At 49.9% G+C, this 21,380-nt stretch carries 20 protein-coding genes and 1 riboswitch; of the genes, 15 read left to right on the top strand and 5 right to left on the bottom strand.

Translation table 11 applies throughout. The features are described 5' to 3' along the window. Positions 1-7 precede the first annotated feature (7 nt). From KTH90_RS14780 to KTH90_RS14765, 4 genes are all read right to left on the bottom strand, one after another. Positions 8-1,468, bottom strand: a complete 1,461-nt coding sequence (locus KTH90_RS14780; protein ID WP_158354007.1) for an ABC transporter ATP-binding protein — start codon at positions 1,466-1,468, stop codon at positions 8-10. Further along, entirely contained in the window at positions 1,461-2,045 is a 585-nt protein-coding gene (locus tag KTH90_RS14775; RefSeq protein WP_158354006.1) for an ECF transporter S component, read from the bottom strand. The genes KTH90_RS14780 and KTH90_RS14775 overlap by 8 nt, the downstream gene beginning before the upstream one ends. A gap of 32 nt (positions 2,046-2,077) precedes the next feature. Further along, positions 2,078-2,710: a YkoF family thiamine/hydroxymethylpyrimidine-binding protein gene (locus tag KTH90_RS14770; RefSeq protein ID WP_158354005.1), complete on the bottom strand. Its 633-nt coding sequence runs from the start codon at positions 2,708-2,710 to the stop codon at positions 2,078-2,080. A gap of 127 nt (positions 2,711-2,837) precedes the next feature. After that, positions 2,838-2,938, bottom strand: a riboswitch (TPP riboswitch). 90 nt (positions 2,939-3,028) lie between these two features. Then, entirely contained in the window at positions 3,029-3,550 is a 522-nt protein-coding gene (locus KTH90_RS14765; protein ID WP_158354004.1) for a nitroreductase, read from the bottom strand. A 294-nt stretch (positions 3,551-3,844) separates the two neighbouring features. Here KTH90_RS14765 and KTH90_RS14760 point away from each other — a divergent pair, with 294 nt between their 5' ends. From KTH90_RS14760 to KTH90_RS14710, 11 genes are all read left to right on the top strand, one after another. Then, positions 3,845-4,513 (top strand): rubredoxin, encoded by a 669-nt coding sequence (locus KTH90_RS14760; protein WP_158354003.1) that lies wholly within the window; start codon positions 3,845-3,847, stop codon positions 4,511-4,513. Further along, positions 4,513-5,007 (top strand): 4Fe-4S binding protein, encoded by a 495-nt coding sequence (locus KTH90_RS14755; protein WP_158354002.1) that lies wholly within the window; start codon positions 4,513-4,515, stop codon positions 5,005-5,007. The genes KTH90_RS14760 and KTH90_RS14755 overlap by 1 nt, the downstream gene beginning before the upstream one ends. 292 nt (positions 5,008-5,299) lie before the next feature. After that, positions 5,300-6,964 carry a propanediol/glycerol family dehydratase large subunit gene (locus KTH90_RS14750; protein ID WP_158354001.1) on the top strand — a complete coding sequence of 555 codons (1,665 nt, stop codon included), beginning with the start codon at positions 5,300-5,302 and terminating at the stop codon, positions 6,962-6,964. Positions 6,965-6,975: 11 nt separating this feature from the next. Continuing rightward, positions 6,976-7,611 carry a propanediol/glycerol family dehydratase medium subunit gene (locus tag KTH90_RS14745; RefSeq protein WP_158355687.1) on the top strand — a complete coding sequence of 212 codons (636 nt, stop codon included), beginning with the start codon at positions 6,976-6,978 and terminating at the stop codon, positions 7,609-7,611. 3 nt (positions 7,612-7,614) lie between these two features. Continuing rightward, a complete protein-coding gene (locus KTH90_RS14740) occupies positions 7,615-8,007 on the top strand; it encodes a diol dehydratase small subunit (RefSeq protein WP_158355686.1) in 393 nt (130 codons plus the stop codon). After that, complete coding sequence (locus KTH90_RS14735) at positions 8,004-9,830, top strand: diol dehydratase reactivase subunit alpha (protein ID WP_158355685.1); 1,827 nt, start codon at positions 8,004-8,006, stop codon at positions 9,828-9,830. The genes KTH90_RS14740 and KTH90_RS14735 overlap by 4 nt, the downstream gene beginning before the upstream one ends. After that, positions 9,820-10,158 (top strand): glycerol dehydratase reactivase beta/small subunit family protein, encoded by a 339-nt coding sequence (locus tag KTH90_RS14730; protein WP_238726997.1) that lies wholly within the window; start codon positions 9,820-9,822, stop codon positions 10,156-10,158. Before KTH90_RS14735 ends, KTH90_RS14730 begins: the two co-directional genes overlap by 11 nt. Continuing rightward, positions 10,155-11,252 carry a cob(I)yrinic acid a,c-diamide adenosyltransferase gene (locus KTH90_RS14725; RefSeq protein WP_158355684.1) on the top strand — a complete coding sequence of 366 codons (1,098 nt, stop codon included), beginning with the start codon at positions 10,155-10,157 and terminating at the stop codon, positions 11,250-11,252. The genes KTH90_RS14730 and KTH90_RS14725 overlap by 4 nt, the downstream gene beginning before the upstream one ends. Before the next feature lie 52 nt (positions 11,253-11,304). Beyond that, entirely contained in the window at positions 11,305-13,830 is a 2,526-nt protein-coding gene (locus tag KTH90_RS14720) for a glycyl radical protein (protein WP_158355683.1), read from the top strand. A 76-nt stretch (positions 13,831-13,906) separates the two neighbouring features. Further along, the gene (locus KTH90_RS14715) at positions 13,907-14,701 is read left to right on the top strand and encodes a glycyl-radical enzyme activating protein (protein ID WP_330656030.1); all 795 of its coding nucleotides are present in this window, start codon (positions 13,907-13,909) and stop codon (positions 14,699-14,701) included. 197 nt (positions 14,702-14,898) lie between these two features. Next, complete coding sequence (locus KTH90_RS14710; protein ID WP_158355681.1) at positions 14,899-16,269, top strand: MATE family efflux transporter; 1,371 nt, start codon at positions 14,899-14,901, stop codon at positions 16,267-16,269. A 20-nt stretch (positions 16,270-16,289) separates the two neighbouring features. Here the strand turns inward: KTH90_RS14710 and KTH90_RS14705 are convergent, their stop codons facing one another. Beyond that, entirely contained in the window at positions 16,290-16,877 is a 588-nt protein-coding gene (locus KTH90_RS14705; RefSeq protein WP_158355680.1) for a hypothetical protein, read from the bottom strand. A 281-nt stretch (positions 16,878-17,158) separates the two neighbouring features. Between KTH90_RS14705 and KTH90_RS14700 the strand changes: the two genes are divergently transcribed. From KTH90_RS14700 to KTH90_RS14685, 4 genes are all read left to right on the top strand, one after another. Beyond that, complete coding sequence (locus tag KTH90_RS14700; protein WP_158355679.1) at positions 17,159-17,587, top strand: hypothetical protein; 429 nt, start codon at positions 17,159-17,161, stop codon at positions 17,585-17,587. Positions 17,588-17,630: 43 nt separating this feature from the next. Beyond that, positions 17,631-19,811, top strand: coding sequence for a protein translocase subunit SecD (gene secD, locus KTH90_RS14695; protein ID WP_158355678.1), 2,181 nt, complete (start codon positions 17,631-17,633; stop codon positions 19,809-19,811). A gap of 218 nt (positions 19,812-20,029) precedes the next feature. After that, the gene (locus KTH90_RS14690; protein ID WP_238726996.1) at positions 20,030-20,173 is read left to right on the top strand and encodes a hypothetical protein; all 144 of its coding nucleotides are present in this window, start codon (positions 20,030-20,032) and stop codon (positions 20,171-20,173) included. A gap of 174 nt (positions 20,174-20,347) precedes the next feature. Next, positions 20,348-21,361, top strand: coding sequence for a LacI family DNA-binding transcriptional regulator (locus tag KTH90_RS14685; protein ID WP_158355677.1), 1,014 nt, complete (start codon positions 20,348-20,350; stop codon positions 21,359-21,361). The last annotated feature ends 19 nt before the right edge of the window (positions 21,362-21,380 follow it).

The following is a 21,380-nucleotide window of genomic DNA, read 5'->3' as shown; positions in this document are numbered from 1 at the left end:
GTCTTAATCATAATAGAATCCCTCTTTCGGCGGCGTAATGATCCAGATCTTCGGTTGACATCGGTGTGAGGCGGCCGTTCTCAAGTAATAGAATTTGATTAGCGAAAGCTCTGGCCAAAGCCAGATCGTGGGTGGCAATTACAGCGGTCAGGCCCTGCTGGACCCGCTGATTCAAAAGCTTGAGTATCTTTCGGCTGGAGCGTTCATCCTGGGCATAAGTGGGTTCATCCAGCAGCAGTAAAGGCCGGTCCCCGGCCAGCATAGACAAAAGGGCCAGCCGGCGCTGCTGCCCCTGGCTTAAGGAATAGGGAGATACTTCCTTATAGGGGAGCAGCCCGAATTCATCCAGAAGATCCTCCGCCCGTTTCTGAAGAATGGCAGCGTCGGCGGGGGGATCGATTACATGCAGGGTAGTCAGCACCTCTTCCTGGACCGTTAGTGTGAGAAACTGAAACCTGGGATTCTGAAATACCAGTCCGGCCCGGCCGCCTACCAGCAGCTCGCCTTTGTATTTACCCACTCCGGCCAGTGCGCATAAGAGGGTGGTTTTTCCGCTGCCATTTGGCCCAATCAGAGCCGTAACGCTGCCTTTCTTCAGTTGGAAGGTAAGGCGGTCGATGACAGTTTCCTTTTCATACTTAAGAGCCAGGTCTTTGGCCCGGACGATAGCGGGAGAGTCAGGGACGGTCTCCGGCGGTGTAATGCCGGTAAGCCAGTGATTATCCAGAAACAGTCCGTATCTGTCGAACAGTTCGCGATAGGATTCCAACTGATCCGGCAGAAGATTTTCATTTACCAGTGTTCCCTGCCCGTCCATCAGAGCGATCCGGCTGATAAAAGAGCGCCAGTAGCCGGGATTATGGTCCACGATCAAAAGGGTAAGCCCCTGCCGGTTCAGCTCCTTAAGTTTCCCTGCCAACTGTACACAGGCGGCAGGATCCAGATTAGCAAACGGTTCGTCCAGCACAAGAATCCGGGCGTTTGTAGCCAGAGAGGTGGCCAGGGCCAGTTTCTGTTTGGTTCCGCCGGATAAGATATGGATGGGGGCCGTGCCGATAGCCTCTAGCCCTGAAAAATGAAGCAGTTCCTGCATCCGCTCCTGCAGGTCGCCGTCATAATTCATATTCTCCAGCGCAAACAGGATCTCATGATCCGGCCGCCCCATACAAAACTGGTTATCCGGGTTCTGAAACAGGATGGAAATCTCCTGAGCCCGCTTGCTGGGCGGCATCTGTGAGACAGGCCGTTCACCGATCAGGATCTCTCCTTCCAGACTGCCTGCGTACTCCGGGTACAAGCCGGCCAGACAATAGGCCAGGGTACTCTTTCCGCAGCCGGAGGGCCCCATAAAAAGGACCGCCTCCCCCTGATCCACATGAAAAGAAAGATTCTCGAACACAGGTCCAGCCTGGGCCCCATAGCGAAAGGTCAGATTCCGGCAGGAAAGGATCGGACGGCTGCTATGCATGTGCTCTTCCCAGCGCATAGCTCTTAAGAAGCCCTGTCTTAGCCAGGCCGTCACCCATCAGTTTACACAAGATACCGGCGAAGAGGACGGAGCTGACCAGACGGATCAGGAACATTACGATCAGCAGCTTCACAGAAAGCAGCCCGTATCCGGAGCGGACGAAGCTCCACAAAAAGCTGGTGATACAGCAGCCTACAGCGGCCAGATTCATGGTAAGCGCGTCAAATCTTTTATAACGCCAACCCGCAAAGACAATTTCGCCGCCTGCGCCCTGGATGATTCCAGCCACGATTACCATAGGGCCGTACATATTTCCCATCAGCACTTCGATCAGTGCGGCAAGCACCTCAGAGACAATCGCAACGCCTGGTTTCTGAAGGATATAAGCAGCCAGTGTGGAAGCCATAAACCAGACGCCAAAGACAATCTCATTGGCCAGAGGCGCCAGTCCAAAAGGGGTTAGAGCAGTGCTCAGGAAAGAAGCCAGATACACACCGGCCAGATAGACGACGCCGAAGACAATGCAGAGCATTGCAACAAAAATTACTTCGTGAAGTTTCCATTTAAATTTACTCATGATTCATTCCTCCTAAAGCTATTCTATTTATTTTATAAATCTTCTTCATTTGTGGGACTGTTGACTGAGACTGTAAAGTGCAGAATATAATGCGGTACAGCCTGTTCCATCCGATGGCAGACATTTTCCAGATAATCAAAAATCTGATGGATATCCCCGGAAATCCTGGTCGCATAATGAATCGACTCCGGATGCAGCCCCGCGTCTTCCGCCATATGATAGACACCGGCAATGTGATCAATATAATCACTCACGCCCATAGGATAAAGAGCCAGCTTACAAAGCGCCGGAAAGCCTTTCTCCCTGACCTGTGAATTGGGAGCAGGGCCATCAAAACTCAGCAGACTGTCGCCATCGCAGTCTCCGGGACACCCTTTGGAAAATTGTCCCTCCATCGCCATATGTATGCCAGGCTTAAATGCATTGACAAAAAGTCCCCGCACGGCGTCCACCACATAGGGCAGACGCCCCCGATAAACCGTAGACAGGGCGTCCGACTCACTCCATACTGCGGAAGTGTCGGTGTATTCAAGCGCCCCCAGAATAATCGGTACAAAATCACGATCCATCGGATACAGAGAAAAACGGCATCCCGAGATATTTAACCCGGTTCCCCTCCCGGACCACGGCAGATCCTGCCCGCCGCAACAGCAAGATTGTTGCATCACACATCATCCTTTCCTGATAAATGTTCAATATTAAATGTTTAAATGGTAAAAAAATATAAAATAAAAAGGATGGCATTTTCCGCAAGAAAACACCATCCTTCAATATCAAGGTATCAATAAATACGATGTTTTAGAATTGCTTCCCTACGATGGTACTAACCAAATCAGGTTCAAAGGGTCAGAATTAAATCTTCTCAGCTCAAAAGAGTTCCCCTAGAATTCTAATTAAAAATATGAAATTGTATGGCTACAAATATACGCTGTTCACCAGCTGCTGTCAAGAACTAAAAAAAGTACAAGAATGATACGGTCCGCTTATTTCACATGATAAACATAGGAACTTTTCCTGGGCTTGGCTGCCTGCTCAGCGCCGTCCGCGTATCCAACAATACAATGCCCGATCCCCTCATAATCGCCTTCAATACCCCATTCCTTCAGCAATGCCTTTCCCTCCGGGCTGTCAAACTCCTCCTTAGCCCTGTGAATCCAGCAGCTGCCAAGCCCCAGATCATGAGCCGCCAGCATCATATTTCCTATCACGAGGCTGCCGTCATATAGATAAGTAGAACGGTTCCGGTCTGCCAGTACGACCAAAACTACAGGCGCTCCATAGAAAGGATCCGTCCCGGTCCCCATAATACCTGCATTCATACGGGACAGCCGGTCCCGGATATTCTTATTCGTCACTGCTGCAATAATCGGAGACTGGGCGCCCATACCGGTAGCCGCATAAGTCCCGGCTTCCACAATCTGATCCAGCAGTTCATCTGGAACCATATCCGGCTTATAAGAGCGAATACTTCTTCTGGTTAAAATAGCATCCATAACCTGACTCATAGCAATACCTCCTTCGAATCCCATATATTATAGAAATAACAGTAAAACAACAACAGTAAAAAATAGTAATAAATGAGTACTATAAATTTTTAAATCCAATATCTTAATTATAATACAATCTCACATATTTTCAAGATTTCACCGCTGAAAGAATTGGGACGAAAACGAATCCGAACATAGGATTTGTAGAAAAAAGCCGATTTATAAAATAGTAATAATTACTATTACTGTGATTAAGTCACAGAACTAAGGACTGCAAGATGGTAAAATAAAACAAAAAGGAGGTTCGTTACAATGAAAACGTATGTATGTACTATTTGCGGCTTCGTCTATGATGAGGCCGGAGGCATCCCGAACGCAGGAATTGCACCGGGAACCAGGTGGGATGAATTAGCGGCGGACTGGGTATGCCCATTGTGTGGGGCGGCAAAGTCAGAATTCAAGGAACAGGGATCCGTTATTCCCGCAAAAAAACCAACCGCCGTGCTAGAGGCGGATCAAGACAGGAAAGAACTTACCCCATTAGAAATGAGTGCATTGTGTTCCAATTTGGCAAAAGGATGTGAAAAGCAGTATAAAGCCCGGGAGGCAGCCCTGTTCACGGAGCTCGCCCAATCTTTTAAGGCAGGTTTGACCCCTTCAGAGGAAGCGGAGACAAAGAATCTAATATCCCTCATTGAAAAAGACCTGGAGGAAAGATTCCCTCTGGCCAATGCGGTTTCCGCCGATGCAGAAGACCGTGGTGCAATGCGTGCGCTGGTATGGAGTGAAAAAGTGACCCGTATCCTAAAATCCCTTTTGACCAGATATGAAAAAGAGGGGGATGCCATGCTGGAACACACAGGTGTATATGTCTGTACGATCTGTGGGTTTATATATATTGGGGATACTCCCCCGGAGATATGCCCGGTATGTAAAGTTCCGAATTGGAAATTTGAAAAAATAGAAGGGAGGGCATCCTGATGACAAAACAGTACGCAGTTAGAAATATACGGCTATGCACCAAGGATTGTCTGTGCCTCTATGTCTGCCCGACAGGTGCAACAGATACGGAGAACAGCATCATAGATGTCAAGAAATGTATTGGTTGCGGAATATGCAGGGATGCCTGCCCGTCCGGCGCGATTTCTATGGTACCGGTGGAACTTCCGCCCCAGCAGGGACACACGGAAGCGGTTACATCGGCTCTCCGGGCTATTATGCACAGTAAATCAGAGCAGGAAAGCATTGCGGCGTCACTCCCGGGGCGACTGACAGCCGCTATAGAGCGGTCCAACCGCATTATGGCAGAGGATATGATCCGGGAATCCGGATATATGCTGCCCCAAAGTGCCAATACCCGCACTTTCCTGGAAAAACTCCTGGACACACAGCATGGAGAAGGATTCCCGCGTGCAGCCGTAGAAGAACTATTATCCATGCTTCAGACAAATGAAAAAACGGAGAAAGGCGGCTGAACAGCAGCTTAGGAAAATACGGAAGCCGGATTCTTGATACCTGAATCCGGCTTCCGTGTTTTCCAGCTTGCGAGCAGCAATTCCCCTCAATACTTGTTGGATTGTGTTGGGTTTGTGTGGAAATTTCTTTGTTTCGTGTTGACATTTCAGTTGGTTTTTTATATAATTGTACTAACAGAAAACTCGGAGAAGTATCCTCTTTTCCAGGTGAAAATAGAATCACATGTGTTACGGTATGCTGAAAAGTATACATACGAATCAGAGAAATGAAACTAAAATAAAGGTGAAATCTATGAGCAGATCAAAGAGAATCAATGTTTTGAATGCAAGGCCGGTGAATCAGGACGGATTTATTGACGAATGGCCGGAAAAAGGATTTATCGCTATGAAAAGCCCCTACGATCCGAAGCCTTCCATTTCCATCCGGGATGGTGTGATCGTGGAATTAGATGGAAAGAAACGGGAAGACTTCGACTTTATCGACCAGTTTATTGCGGACTATGCGATCCGGATCGACCGGGCCGAGGCATCCATGGAGATCTCCTCTCTGGAAATCGCGAGGATGCTGGTAGACATCCGCGTTTCCCGGAAAGAGATAATGAAAGTGGTATCCGGGATCACCCCCGCCAAGATGGTGGAAGTGATCAATGAATTAAATGTAGTGGAAATGATGATGGCCATGCAGAAGATGCGGGCCAGAAAGACCCCTGCGAACCAGGCGCACATTACGAATCTGAAGGATGATCCGGCTCAGATCGCTGCGGACGCGGCGGAGGGAGCCTTAAGAGGTTTCCGGGAAGAGGAGACCACCATGAGTACCGCCAGATACGCCCCGTTTAATGCGATCGCCCTGCTGATCGGGGCCCAGGCCGGCAGAAGGGGTGTGCTCACCCAGTGTTCTTCGGAGGAAGCGACGGAGCTGGAACTGGGAATCCGCGGATTTACCACCTATGCCGAGACGATCTCTGTGTATGGAACCGAGCAGGTGTTTGTGGACGGGGATGACACCCCTTATTCCAAGGCGTTTTTGAACGCGGCTTACGCATCCAGAGGATTAAAGACCCGGTTTACATCCGGGGCGGGCTCGGAGGTGCTGATGGGAAATGCGGAACAAAAGTCCATGCTGTATCTGGAATGCAGATGCCTGTATGTGACCAAAGGCGGCGGCTCCCAGGGGATCCAGAACGGATCGGTCAGCTGTATCGGCATCCCGGCCAGCGTGCCTTCGGGGATCCGGGAAGTGCTGGGAGAGAATCTGGTGGCTTCCATGCTGGGATTGGAGTGCGCGTCCTCCAATGATCAGAGCTTTTCCCATTCCGATATGCGGCGTACGGCGAGAACCATGCTGCAGTTCATGCCTGGTACCGATTTTATATTCTCCGGTTACGCGGGAGAACCCAACTATGATAATATGTTCGCAGGGTCAAATTTTGACGCCGAGGACTTTGACGATTATAATGTATTACAGCGGGACATGCAGGTGGACGGCGGTCTGCGCCCGGTGAAGGAAGAGGAAGTGATCGCCGTCAGGAATAAAGCGGCCAGAGCGGTTCAGGCTGTGTTCCGTTACCTGGGGCTGACCGAGATCACCGACGAACAGGTGGAAGCCGTCACCTATGCCCATGGAAGTAAGGATACGCTGTCCAGGGATGCGGCTGCGGACTTGATCGCTGTGGAAGAGATGATGAACCGGGGCGTCACTGGCATCGATATTGTAAAAGCGCTGGATGAGAGTGGTTTTTCTGATGTGGCGGAAAGCATCCTGAGTATGTTAAAGCAGCGTGTGGCCGGTGATTACATGCAGACATCGGCGATCCTGGATACGGATTTCCATGTGATGTCCGGAGTAAACCTGCCGAATGATTATCTGGGGCCGGGTACCGGATACCGGGTCAGCGGTGAACGCTGGGAAGAGATTAAGGCGATTCCGCACAGAATCGACCCGAATCAATTTTAGGAGGTGTATCCATGGAAATCAACGAGCAGCTGATCAAACAGATTACGGAAATCGTAGTAAAACAAATCAACGGTCAGGGGAGCGAAAATCAGCATCCCCAGAATCCGAAAACCTCCTATGAAGGATATCCTGCGGCCCATAAAGGCACGGATCCCAAGGAAGTGGTGATCGGCGTAGGGCCGGCTTTTCAAAGAGAAATCAATCATACCATCAACGGCCTTGATTTAAAGGAAGTGCTGAAAAATATCGAGGCGGGAATCGAGGAAGAAGGGATGGTACCCAGAGTGGTGAAGATCCTGAAAACCTCTGACGTCTGCTTCATGGGTCTGGAAGCCGCCAAACTGAGCGGTTCCGGCGTGGGAATCGGCCTGCAGTCCAAAGGGACGGCGGTTATCCACCAGAAAGATCTGTATCCGTTGTCCAATCTGGAGCTTTTTCCTCAGGCGCCGCTGATGACGCTTGAAAGTTACCGGAAGATCGGAGCCAACGCGGCTAAGTACGGAAAAGGGGAGAAGGTTACTCCGATGGAAGGACGAAACGATCCGATGGTCCGGGCTTCCTATCAGGTAAAGGCAGCGCTGATGCATATTAAGGAAACGGAACAGGTAGATAAGAATATTCCCTATATCGAATGGGCGGAGGTATAGAGCATGAGATATCCGTTAGGAGAATATGAAGCGGATTCGATCCGCTCCAAAACAGGAAAAAAATTAGACGAAATCACTTTGGATGAGATCCGCAAAGGGCATGTCTCTCCGGAGGATATAAAGATATCCAAGGAAATGTTGTATAATCAGGGGCAGGTAGCAAAAGACAGCGATAATCCTGCGCTGGCAGCGAATTTTGAACGGGCATCTGAACTGGTGGATGTACCGGACGATGTGATTTTACACATGTATGACAAGCTGCGGCCGAACCGCTCGACGAAATTAGAGCTGGTGACGATCGCAAAGGATCTTCTGGAAAAATATCACGCGCCGAATTGTGCGAAGCTTGTGCTGGAGGCGGCGGATATCTATGAAAAGAGAGGGATTCTTCTTTGAACTATATTGCAGGCGTAGACATTGGCAATTCCACAACGGAAGTCTGTATCGCGGCTTTAGAAAACGGCAGGCTACATTTTCTGGGAAGCGCATCGAAGATGACGACCGGAACCAAGGGGACCCAGGCCAATGTCGCAGGAATTCTGGCCGCTTTAAAAGAGGCCTGTGAAAAACTGAATATGTCTGCCGGTGAGATATCGCTGATTCGTATCAATGAGGCGGCTCCGGTAATCGGGGATACCGCAATGGAGACGATTACGGAGACGATTATCACGGAATCCTCCATGATCGGGCATAACCCCTCCACCCCGGCAGGTGAGGGGCAGGCAGTGGGACGCACGATTTCCCTCGGACATCTGAAACAGGGCAATTCCTACACGCCTTATATTGTCATGGCGGATAAGAGCTGCTCCTATGAAGAGGTGGCGGATACGCTGAACCGCTATGCGCAGGCCAGAAATGTAACCGGGATGATTCTGCAGGCGGACGAGGCCGTGCTGGTGGAAAACCGGCTGGAACGCAAGATTCCTATCGTGGATGAAGTCCGGTATATAGAAAAGATCCCGGAGGGAAAGCTGGCGGCACTGGAGGTGGCTATGGCCGGTTCCAGCGTGCGTATGCTGTCGAACCCATATGGAATCGCCACGCTTCTGGAGATTGACGCCCAGGAGACAAAAACGGTTACACCCATAGCCAAGAGCCTGATCGGGAAACGCAGCGCCGTGGTGATAAAGACACCTCACGGCAATGTCCGGGAACAGATCCTGCCGGCAGGTGAGATCTACATAGAGGCAGAGAAAGACCAGACCGTAAATATTGACGCGGGAGCGGACGCCATCATGCAGGCGCTTGCACAGGCCGGCGAGATCAGGGATATTCGCGGGCAGGAGCAGACAAATGTAGGAAACATGCTGGCCCGGATCAAAAAGGGAATGAGCACGGTCTCCGACGAGAATCAGGAAGAAATCCGCATCACGGATCTGCTGGCCGTGGATACGCTGGCGCCGGTGGTGATATCAGGTGCCCTGGCAGGGGAAACCTGTCTGGAGAAAGCGGTGGGAATCGCCGCCATGGTAAAAACCAGACAGCTTCCCATGGAAAAGATCGCGGATGAGCTGCGAAGACAGCTTAAGACGAAGGTAAAGGTGGCGGGCGTGGAGGCGGTTATGGCTGCGCTGGGCGCTATGACGACACCGGGAACCAGGCTTCCTCTGGCGATACTGGATCTGGGAGGCGGTTCCACCGATGCGGCGGTAATGACCCCGAAAGGAACCGTGCGGATGGTGCATCAGGCAGGAGCCGGAGAGTTAGTTACCATGCTGATTCAGGTCGAACTGGGGCTTCACAGCAAAAACACAGCGGAACAGATTAAGCGGTATCCGCTGGCTAAAGTGGAGAGCCTGTTCCATATGCGGTTGGAAAGCGGAGCCATTGAGTTTTTCCCGGATGCGATTGAACCGAAATATTTCGGCAGCGTAGTCCTGCTGACCGGAAAAGAAATGATCCGGATTGACGAGGATATCCCGATGGAAAAGATCGCTGCGGTGCGGCGGGAAGCCAAGCGGAAAGTTTTCGTGACCAATGCCGTCAGAGCGCTTCAGGCGGTGGCGCCGGAACAGGATCTTAGGAATATACCGAACGTCGTATTGGTGGGCGGATCGGCGGAGGATTTTGAAATACCGGAAATGCTGATGGAGAAATTTGCCGAATACCGGATCGTCTGCGGCCGCGGCAATATCCGCCGGACGGAGGGCCCCAGGAATGCGGTGGCCACCGGACTGGTTTTATCTTATCTGGGTGATAGCCATGTTGATGATGAATAAACCAAGTATTTTTATCTATATATCGGATGCCCGGACGGATCTGCTCCATGAGATCTGCGCGGGAATCGAAGAAGAGGGTGTACCCTACGAGGTGCGGGAAATGCCGGTGCAGGATGTGGACGCGTTAGCATATGCCGCCGCGGAGGAGTCGGTTCTCGGTTCCGGAATCGGGATCGCTGGGGATACGGCTGCGATGCAGCTTCGGAAGATTCCGAAAGGGCAGAATATATTCAAGATCGTACATCCCGGCAGAGAACAGTGCCGCGCATTAGGGGCAAACAGTGCCAGGGCGGTCAAACGCCAGAAATTTAAGGGGAATGACGTATGAGCATTTATACTAGAACCGGCGACAGTGGAATGACCAGTCTTATGAAAGAAAAAAATATATCAAAATCCGATGACCGGATCCAGCTGCTGGGGACCATTGATGAGCTGACCAGCAACCTGGGGCTTGTCAAGGCAGATACGGACCAGACGAATGTTGTTAAGTTTCTGGAGCGGATTCAGAATAATCTGATGACGGTGATGGCGAAGGTGGCGGATCCGTTCAATAAGGATTACCGGCTGAGTAAGGATGAAGTCACGGCTCTGGAACAGGAGATCAACCGCCTGGAGAGCCTGTTTGAGCGGGAAAAGAAGTTTATCCTTCCCGGTAAGACCAGGCGTTCGGCGCAGATGGATGTGGCCCGGACCGTGGCCAGAAGAGCGGAGCGCTGGCTGGTGGCTGTGGATAAAAAATACGGCGGCGACCTGATCATAAAACAGTATATGAACCGGCTGGCCGATTATCTCTATGTGTTGGCCAGGTATACGGACTACTCCGAAAGTAATCGGCAGCAGGATCAGCCTGCAGATAGTCAGAAATCCCAGGAAAAGAGAACCCAGGAAACCGCTGCTTTGCAGAATCCGGCAGGGGATGCACAAATGAAGGGACAGGACGGAATGCAGATGAAAGAAATGAATGAGGCGCTGGTGCAGGCTGTTCTGCACAGGCTGGGAACTCCTGGTCGTGTGGGTCTGGACCTGGCGAAAAAGCTGATAGAGAAAATAGAGCTGCATGCGCTGCAGATGGGGCTTCCTTCCGTGATCGCCATCTGTACGCCGGAGGGTAATCCGGTGGCGGTTCATGTGATGGACGGCGCGTTCCTGGCAAGCTTTGATATAGCGATGAAGAAGGCGTACACCTCGGTAGCGGTGAAAATGTCTACGATGGAATTGAGCGCGTTAGCGCAGCCGGGCGGTACCTTCTACGGTGTAGACAAAGCCGATAACGGCCGGCTGATTATTTTTGGCGGCGGCATCCCCTTAAAAGCAGGGGATACGATTATCGGCGGACTAGGGATCAGCGGTGGAACAGGCGAACAGGATCATGAGTTGGCGCAGTATGGTCAGCAGATATTAAAGGATTTATTGCAGCAGTGAGAAAAATGCAGGTAAAATGTCCGATAAAATAATACTTTAGGAGGTAAAAGTAGTGAAAAAATTTTATGATGGAGACATTGAAAAGAGTCCGAGAATTCAGAAACTGATTGATCATCTATATGGGAAAATGCCGGTGATTGAGGCGGATCGTGCTGTTTTGCTGACGGATAGTTATAAGGAAACAGAAGGGGAACCGGTCATTACCAGAAGGGCGAAGGCTTTCTATAAAATTTGCCGGGAGCTTCCGATTACTATTCGTCCGGATGAGTTGATCGTGGGCAGTAATTCGATAGCGCCAAGAAGCTGTCAGGTTTTTCCGGAGTATTCATTTGAATGGCTGGAAAACGAATTTGATACTGTTGCAGCGAGGGACGCCGATCCCTTTTATATGTCAGAAGACACGAAGAAAAAGCTCCATGAGATTTATCAATATTGGAAAGGTAAGACCACCAGTGAACTGGCTACCGCTTATATGGCACCGGAAACACTGGTTGCCATTGATCATAATATTTTCACGCCTGGTAATTATTTTTACAATGGTATCGGGCACGTGACAGTGAAATACGAAGAAGTGCTGCAGATTGGCTTCGAGGGAATCAAGGCGAAAGCACAGGCTGAACTGGATGCCTGCAAAATAACAGATGCGGATTATGCGAAAAAGTCTCATTTTCTGGAAGCCGTTATCTTATGCTGCCAAGGCGCTATTGATTACGCCTACCGTTATGCTGCGCTGGCATTGGAAGAGGCATCAAAAGAGAGCGACAAACAGCGGAAATTAGAGTTGCTAATGATCGCCCAGAATTGCGCACGGGTACCGGCAAAACCAGCCAGATCTTTCTATGAGGCCTGCCAGTCTTTCTGGTTTGTACAGATGCTGATTCAGACAGAATCTTCCGGCCATTCGATCTCTCCCGGACGGTTTGATCAGTATATGTATCCGTTTTATGATGCGGACCGTAAATCCGGGAAGCTTACCCGTGAATTTGCCCAGGAGCTGATGGATTGTGTCTGGGTAAAATTAAACGATCTGAGTAAGGTAAGAGATAAGGATTCTGCGGAAGGCTTTGCGGGCTACAGCATGTTCCAGAACTTGATCGCAGGCGGGCAGGATGAGGAAGGAAATGATGTGACCAACGATCTTTCGTTTATGTGTATTGAAGCCTCCATGCATACACAGTTGCCGGCTCCGTCCCTTTCTGTGAGAGTATGGAACGGTACGCCGAATGAATTTCTGATCAAAGCGGCGAAGCTGACCAGAACCGGTGTGGGACTGCCTGCTTATTATAACGATGAGGTAATTATCCCGGCTTTGATGAGCCGCGGTGTTGCCATAGAGGATGCCAGAACCTATAACATTATTGGATGTGTGGAACCCCAGAAGGCGGGAAAAACAGACGGCTGGCACGATGCGGCATTCTTCAATATGTGCCGGCCGCTGGAGATGGTATTTTCAAGCGGAATGGAAAATGGCGTACAGGTAGGCGTTCGGACGCAGGATATCAACACGATGAAGACCTTTGATGAATTACTGCGTGCCTATAAGGAGCAGATGGATTATTTCATCGGACTGATGGTAAATGCAGATAACGCCATCGATGTGGCCCACGCGGAACGCTGTCCGCTGCCTTTTGAATCCTGTATGGTGGACGACTGCATCAAACGTGGAAAATCGATACAGGAAGGTGGGGCGGTTTACAACTTTACCGGACCTCAGGGATTCGGTATTGCGAATATGACGGATTCGCTGCTGGCCATCAAACAGCTTGTATTTAACGAGAAAAAATTGACGCTGGCGGAATTTAAAAAGGCGCTGGATGATAATTTTGGAAAAGGATTAAGCGAAGAACGGCTTCAGGCACTGACCACCAAGATTGCCAAAGAAATGGCAGAAGCAGGCCAAACGGTGGGAGCGAATGAAATCCGCGTAATCTATAATACGGTCAAGGAGAACAGCGTATCCGAAGCGGATAAGAAAAAATATGACCAGCTTCTCAAATGGATTGAGGAGGTACCCAAGTACGGGAATGATATTCCCGAAGTGGATGCATTTGCCCGGGAAGTGGCTTATTACTATACGAAGCCCCTGCAGAATTATCGGAATCCCAGAGGCGGCTTGTATCAGGCTGGCTTATATCCGGTATCGGCCAACGTGCCGTTGGGTGCCCAGACCGGCGCAACGCCGGATGGAAGGCTTGCCAATACTCCGATCGCCGATGGTGTTGGACCGGTACAGGGAAAGGATACAATGGGTCCTACTGCCACAGCGAATTCTGTGGCAAGACTGGACCATATCATTGCCTCCAACGGAACCTTGTTTAACCAGAAGTTCCATCCGTCAGCGCTGAGCGGTATGGAGGGACTTCAAAAGTTTGTGTCATTGATACGGGCGTTTTTCGATCAGAAAGGTATGCATATGCAGTTCAATGTAGTAAGCAGGGAGACACTTTTGGATGCGCAGGCCCACCCTGAAAAATATAAAAACCTGGTGGTGCGTGTGGCAGGTTACAGCGCATTATTTACCACTTTATCCAAATCGCTTCAGGATGATATCATAAACCGTACCGTACAGGGATTTTAACAAAAAGTGAAAATAGACAGGGAGTACCTGTCAGATAAGCGCTGGGAAAAGATAGAAAGCAGACAGGAGAAAAATGATGGACACAAGCATTAGCAGCCAGACAGGCAGAATATTCGACATCCAGAAATTTTCCATCCACGACGGTCCGGGAATCCGTACAATTGTATTCCTGAAGGGGTGTCCGCTGCGGTGCAAGTGGTGTTGTAATCCGGAATCTCAAAGTCATCAGATCGAGACGATGCTAGTGGACGGTATGGAAAAAACCATTGGACGGGATGTGACGGTGGAGGAAGTGATGGATGAGGTCTTAAAAGACCGTGCTCATTTCTGGCGCTCCAGGGGAGGTCTTACATTATCCGGTGGAGAAGCATTAGTGCAGCCGGATTTCGCGAGTGCCTTGCTTCAGGCGGCAAAAGAGGCGGGGATCAGCACCGCGCTGGAATCCACAGGATTTGCAGACTTTGATATGATCCGGGACAAGATCCTTCCGTATCTGGATGTATTCCTGATGGACATCAAACACATCAATGAGGCGAAGCATAAGCTGTACACCTCCCAGAGTAACGGGAGAATACTGGAAAACGCCAGGAAGATCGCCGAAACAGGACAGAATCTGATCATCCGGGTTCCAGTAATTCCAACCTTCAATGATACGCCGGAGGAGATCCTGGAGATCGCCCAGTTTGCACGTTCGCTGCCTGGAGTGAAGAGAATTCATCTGCTGCCCTATCACAGACTTGGTCAGGATAAGTATGGACAGCTGAGCAGGGAGTATCTGCTGCCGAATATCGTGCCGCCGGAGAATGACCGGATGCAGGAGCTGTTCGAAGTGGCGAAGACTACCGGGCTGGATGTGCAGATTGGAGGATAATAGGAGGGGCAGAAGCGGGCTGGGACAGGTCGGCAGCGAAGCCCCAAAAGAAGCGATTTGGCGCCCGCTTCTTTTGGGGCTTTGCTTCCGGCCTGCTCCAGTCCGCTCCTGTTTTGGTGGTATTTGGGGACGGGCTGCAAGGCGGCATTATGTGATGATGTGGAGGAGTTTAGGAATAGAATAGGGGAGTAGAGGAAATGGCAGTTTCAGTCGAAAAAGAGGCAATTTTTGAGCATGAACCAATACCAAGGGCAGTTGCTGCGTTGTCGGTTCCGACGATTATCAGTTCGCTGGTCACGGTGATATACAGTATGGCGGATACGTATTTTGTCGGCTTGCTGAATGCACCGGTGCAGACGGCGGCGGTTACGCTGGCGGCTCCGGCGCTGCTGGCTTTTAATGCAGTGAATAATCTGTTCGGGGTGGGCAGCTCCAGTATGATGAGCCGTTCTCTGGGGAGAAAAGATATAGAGACGGTCCGGTTGAGTTCGGCGTTCGGGTTTTACGGTGCGCTGATCTGCGGGATCTTGTTTTCCCTGTTGTGTACCGTGTTCCGGCCCGGGCTGTTAGGACTGCTGGGAGCGGGGGTGGATACGATCACGGCTACCAGCGCGTATCTGGACTGGACGGTGACGATCGGAGCGGTCCCGGCTATTCTGAATGTGGTGATGGCCTATATGATCCGTTCGGAGGGCGCTTCTGTAAATGCCAGTATCGGTACGATGAGCGGCTGCCTTTTGAATATCGCGCTGGACCCTATTTTTGTGCTGCCCTGGGGATTTCATATGGGGGCAGAGGGGGCGGGACTGGCGACCTGTATCTCGAATTGTTTTGCTCTTGTTTATTTTTTGGTTTATCTGATGGTGAAGCGTGGGAAAAGCTGCGTCAGCATATCACCGCGGTCGTTTAAGCTGCGGCGCAATGTGGTGTTCGGCGTTTGTACCGTGGGTATTCCGGCGGCGATTCAGAATTTGTTAAATGTGATAGGAAGTACGGTGCTGAATAATCTGGCGGCGCCGTTTGGGGCTTCCGTGCTTGCTGCTATTGGCATTTGCTCTAAGATCAATATGGTGCCTATGTATCTGGCTATGGGGCTGGCCCAGGGCGTCATGCCGCTGATCAGCTATAATTTCGCCAGCGGCAATACGAAGCGTATGAAGGCGGCCATGGGATTTACCATGAAAATAGCGGAGTGTCTGCTGATCGTGACTGCGGCCGTGATGTTTTTTGCGTCAAATCCACTGGTCCGGTTCTTTATCGAGGATGCGGATACCGTGGCCTTCGGCTCCCTTTTCCTGAGGGGATTCTGTCTTGCGCAGCCGTTTCTGGCTATTGATTTCCTGTGTGTGAGTACGTTCCAGGCGGTGGGAATGGGCAAGGAATCCCTGATCTTTGCGATCATGAGAAAACCGGTTTTGGAGATTCCGTTTATGTATCTTCTGAACTTTCTATTTCCTCTTTATGGCCTTCCCTTTGCGCAGGCACTGACGGAAGTATTTATGGCGGCACTGGCCGGAGTCGTGATGATTCGGTTTTTGCGCCGTTTGAGAGCCGGAAGAAAAGGCTAGATAGTTATTAAAGTTCTGGATTACATAATACCGAAACTGTAGATTTTGTAATTTTTATCGTCTTTGGATTTTCCTACAAGGAAGCTTCGCTCGTGTTCACCGGGGCCCCATTGGGGGCCATTTTCCAACATTTTTTCTGAATAATCCCAGGAGAATTTTACGTGGATGACAGCATAGTCGGTTAGCTTAAATTGTTCGATCTCATCCCCGATTCCATAGTAGCAGAGAGGATTCTCGGAGCCATTCTCTGACTTTGGCTCTTTATATTGCTCCGGAGTTAAGGTGTCGATCTGGTGTACGGTGTAGGTCTTGAGGTAAATACCGTCGTTAAAATTGTCTTTTTCATTATCGATGGAGATGTTATGCGGTTCGATATCCGCCAGGATCTCTTTCTTTTTATCGAATTCCCCCTGTATTGTATATAAAAATTCAAGGATTACGGTCTCTTCCGCGGCAGATGCCGGTATGTCCTCCAGAATCAGACTTCGGTCATCTACGGTATATTCGGTCTCACCGCCATAGCTGTAGGCGGGGGTTTTGGAAGCCGGGCCGCAGGCAGTTGCTGCCAGGATAAGGCAGAGTGGTATTAGGATACTGGAGCGTCTCATATTAGGTCCTCCTTTAGGTATGAGGTTTTTTAGGGGTACGGGATCTGTGAGCCGTGTGTCTGTTTTAATCTTAGCGGATAGGAACAGGGATGTCAATTGGGAAGCTGATTGGAGAAAGGGGAGAACGATTCGTGCTGCGTACCTTGCATGCCAGTAAAAAGACCGGCGGTCAAAAGACCGCCAAAATAGTTTGCAAAACCGCTTGAAATAAAATATAATAAAACGAGTAAGTAGAGTTAAGGAAGCGGAACTGCTCTATGTCTGGCAAAGGATGCGACGCTATGAAAAAGTCTGGAAGCATGATTCTTTATATGGTTTTGGTTTTCGTTCTGCTTGCCCTGGTGAAAACCGGGACAGGTTCTGAAGCGGGGACTTACGCTGCCGTTTCGGAGGATACGCAGATTTTTGCTTACAGTTATCAGAGAACTCCGATATTTACCGTGGTATCTCCCATGGAGATTACAATGGGCATGCAGGAACAGGAGGGGAACGGGAGAATTACAAACCCTTTGTCACAACGGGATGAAGAATTCTTCTTTGACGGTTTACTGGCCGCTCTGTTGCTGTTGTCGATGGAATTCCTGTTAGGACGTATCTATAACATTTTTCTATGGATACGCTCTGTCTGCCTTACATTCTTATGTGTTCTGATGAATCAGGTCTTTATCATACACCGGTCGGATGGAAAAAAACGTGCGGTTTTTATCTGATTTTATTAATTATTAGGAAAATAAAAATTGGAGGAACCGTACCTTGAAAGATAAAAAAAATCATATATGGTTTGCGATGATACTCATTGCAGGCTTTCTTTTGTTAACTATTTTCGGAGCGGGCAGTGACGTGAAAGGTATCCGGGATATGCGTTTTGGTATTGATATCCGTGGCGGAGTGGAAGCGGTGTTTGAACCGGTTGGGGTAACCGGGGTTCCATCGGAAAAACAGATGGAAGCGGCGCGAAATGTCATGGAGAGCAGGCTGGACGCCCAGAACATAACGGACCGGGAAGTGACTGTCGATAAAAGTGAAGGGCATATAATCGTGCGTTTCCCGTGGAAATCCGACGAAAAAGAATTTAATCCGGAACAGGCGATCTCTGAATTAGGGGAGACCGCGAAACTAACCTTCCGGGACCCGCAGGGAAATGTCCTGGTGGAGGGGCAGAACGTAGCGGACAGCTCCGTTACGCGGAATACCCAGACCGGCGAGTATGAGGTAGAGCTCCAGTTTGATTCGACCGGAGCGAAAGCCTTTGCAAAGGCCACGCAGAATCTGGTCGGACAACAGATGGGGATCTATATGGATGAACAGATGATATCGAATCCCAAAGTCAAACAGGCGATCAGCGGAGGGCAGGCCGTGATCAACGGCATGGCGGATTATGAGGAGGCCAAGGCTTTGTCGGATAAGATCAATTCCGGCGCCCTGCCGTTCTCGATGGAGACCAGCAATTATAATACCATCAGCCCGACACTTGGGAGCCAGGCTTTAAAAGCAATGGTAACCGCTTCTATCGTAGCGATTCTGCTGGTGATTATTTTCATGATCAGCATTTACCGGCTGCCCGGAGTGATCAGCTGCCTGACCCTGGTATTTCAGATGTGCCTTCAGATCCTGGCCCTATCCATACCGCAGTATACGCTGACGCTGCCGGGTATCGCCGGACTGATCCTCTCCGTGGGCATGGCGGTGGATGCCAATATTATTATCAGTGAGCGGATCGGGGAGGAACTAAAGACCGGGTCCAGTATCCGAAGCGCTGTGAAGAAAGGTTATCACAACGCGTTCTCCTCTGTGCTGGACGGCAATCTGACGACAGCGGCGGTGGCGGTGATCCTGATGATCTTTGGTTCGGGAACCATGCTGAGCTTTGGTTATACCCTGTTTACCGGTGTTATCATTAACCTGCTGGCTGGTGTCTGGATGTCCAGATTTATGCTGGAATCTGTAATCCGTTATGATAAATGCAGCAAAGAAAAACTCTTCCGCAAGAAAAAAGAACGGAAAATGATCCGGTTCGCGGAAAAGAGAAAATGGGTTTTTCTCTTTACGGCCTGCGTCCTTCTCATCGGCGGGGCGATCACGGCGGTAAACGGTGTGAAGCTGGATACCCAGTTCACCGGAGGGGTTGTCTTAAAATATACGTATACAGGCGACGCGGATACGGAAAAGATCAAAGAATCGGCGAATAAAGTCCTCGGGCGCCCGGTCAGTGTACAGACATCTGAGGATTCCGCTACCGGGGATAAGAAGCTGGTGCTGACCCTGGCCGGAAACGAGGGAATCAGCCCGGATGATCAGAAAAAAGTATCCGAGGAGATCAATCAATTAAGCGATACCCAATACGAGCTGTCGGAAACCTTTGCCGTGGAACCATACATAGGGGCAAAAGCGCTTAAGAACTCTGTGCTGGCCATCGCGCTGTCCGCGCTTTTTATCATCGTGTATATCTGGGTGCGTTTTCAGTCCCTGTCTGGACTGTCGGCCGGGGTATCCGCAGTCGCGGCCCTGCTTCATGACGTGATCCTGGTATTCTTCGTTTTTGGAGTGTTCCGGATACCGGTCAACGACGCTTTTGTGGCGGTGACCCTGACCATTATCGGTTATTCCATCAATGATACCATCGTTCTCTACGACCGGATTCGGGAAAATATAAAAAAGCAGAACACCGGAAAGAAAGAATCCCTGTGCGCGCTGGTAGACCGCAGTATTACGGAGACCATCGGACGTTCGGTAAAGACCGCAGTCACCACGGCAATCTGCGTGGCGGTCGTGTTAGTCTTTTCCCTGGTTTATCACATAGAGTCCATCCGGGTATTTTCCCTGCCTCTGCTGGTGGGGATTATCAGCGGATGCTATTCCTCTGTCTGCGTCGCCGGACCGCTGTGGGTATCCTGGAAAGAGTTTAGGAGCCGCGCAAAGAGTACGGTGAAGTAACGGGCCTGAAAGCCCGGTGCGAGGAACACCCATGGTAATTTAGGAAAGTGAGGGGGCTTTAAAAAAACTCCTCTCAGAACAAAAAACATCCCGCCATAGCCACGGTAAATCCAGGTTTTAGCGGGATTGTTTTACTTAAAATCGATAATATATCGAGTTTTTTAAAGCCCCTTTTTTGGTGCCATGAGTTGATTTAAGCGGTGGATAATCCGTGTAAAATGAGAAAGATTCCAGGAGGAGATGGGGGATGGAATCCGATGGGACAAAAACAAAAAATTGTGAAATTTTGTGAAAAAAGAACAAAAATCGGAAAGATTTCAACCGAATTCGGATTAAAAAATAGGGAAAATGATGAAAAATAATTTTGGAATTGACAACATAAATGGTGTCTGCTATGATAAAACCATAAGAAATGGGAACATTCCCAAATAAAAATACTCATAATATATACAGTATTACTAACTTTTTTTTTAGTCTAAATTGGGAATGTTCCCATAAACGAGCCGACCCAGGACAAAGAAGAGCAGAGGAATGCAATGGCAACGATATTTGATGTGGCGAAGCGGGCGGGGGTTTCAAAATCTACCGTGTCCCGGGTTTTAAATCATCCGGATTCCGTGAAGGAAAAGACCAGAACAGCAATCGAACGGGCTATCCGGGAATTGAATTATTCCCCCAGCTATTTTGCCCAGGGAATCCGGACCGGGAAAACCAAAACCATCGCGATGCTGGTACCGGAATACAGTAATATGTTTTACAGTGAAATGTTCCGGGGAGTGGAAGATATCGCCCTGGCCCACGGATATATGGTGCTGGTCTGCAATACGGAGCGGCATTCCAATTCCGAGGAAGAGTACATTGAAGAACTGCTTCGCAGAAATGTGGACGGTATTATTTACAATACTTACCAGATAAATGAAAAAACGATCTGTTATCTCCAGGAAATATCGGATAAAATACCGGTGGTTTTCATGGACCGGATCTTTCAAAAGAATGAAGGAATCTCCTATGTATTGACAGACGGCTATAACAGTACCCGCAAGGCGGTACATTATCTGTTCGAACGGGGCAAACGTAATATAGGGTATATCCGGAACACGGAAGATATCGCTGTCATAGAAGAGCGTTATCAGGGATACCTGCAGGGGTTAAAGGACTGCGGGCTTCCTGTGAAGCAGGAATTTATCTACCGGATCGAGCATGAGCACGAACCGGATTACATCAGGCTCGGAAGACGGGCGGCCAAGCATTATCTGAGGCTTGGCAGGCGGCCGGACGCGATCATGGCGGCCATCGATACGATTGCGATCGGATGCCTGCTGCAGTTGAGAAGGGAAGGCGTGCGGATACCGGAAGAGATCAATGTAGTGGGATACGATAATATTTCTCTAAGCGAGCTGATCGAACCGTCCCTCACCACGATCGCGCAGCCGATCCGGAAACTGGGACAAAAGGCCGGAGAGATCGTCATTGCCAGAATCAACGGGGAAGAAATCGACCATCAGGTAATTTATGACGGGGAACTGGTCATACGGGACACGACGAATTAATGATATGAATCTCCACAGG

This window comes from Diplocloster modestus, from assembly GCF_019042245.1.
GTDB classification, from domain to species: domain Bacteria; phylum Bacillota; class Clostridia; order Lachnospirales; family Lachnospiraceae; genus Diplocloster; species Diplocloster modestus.
Note: the sequence above shows the minus strand (reverse complement) of the source record. Positions and strands in the feature narration are given on the sequence as shown.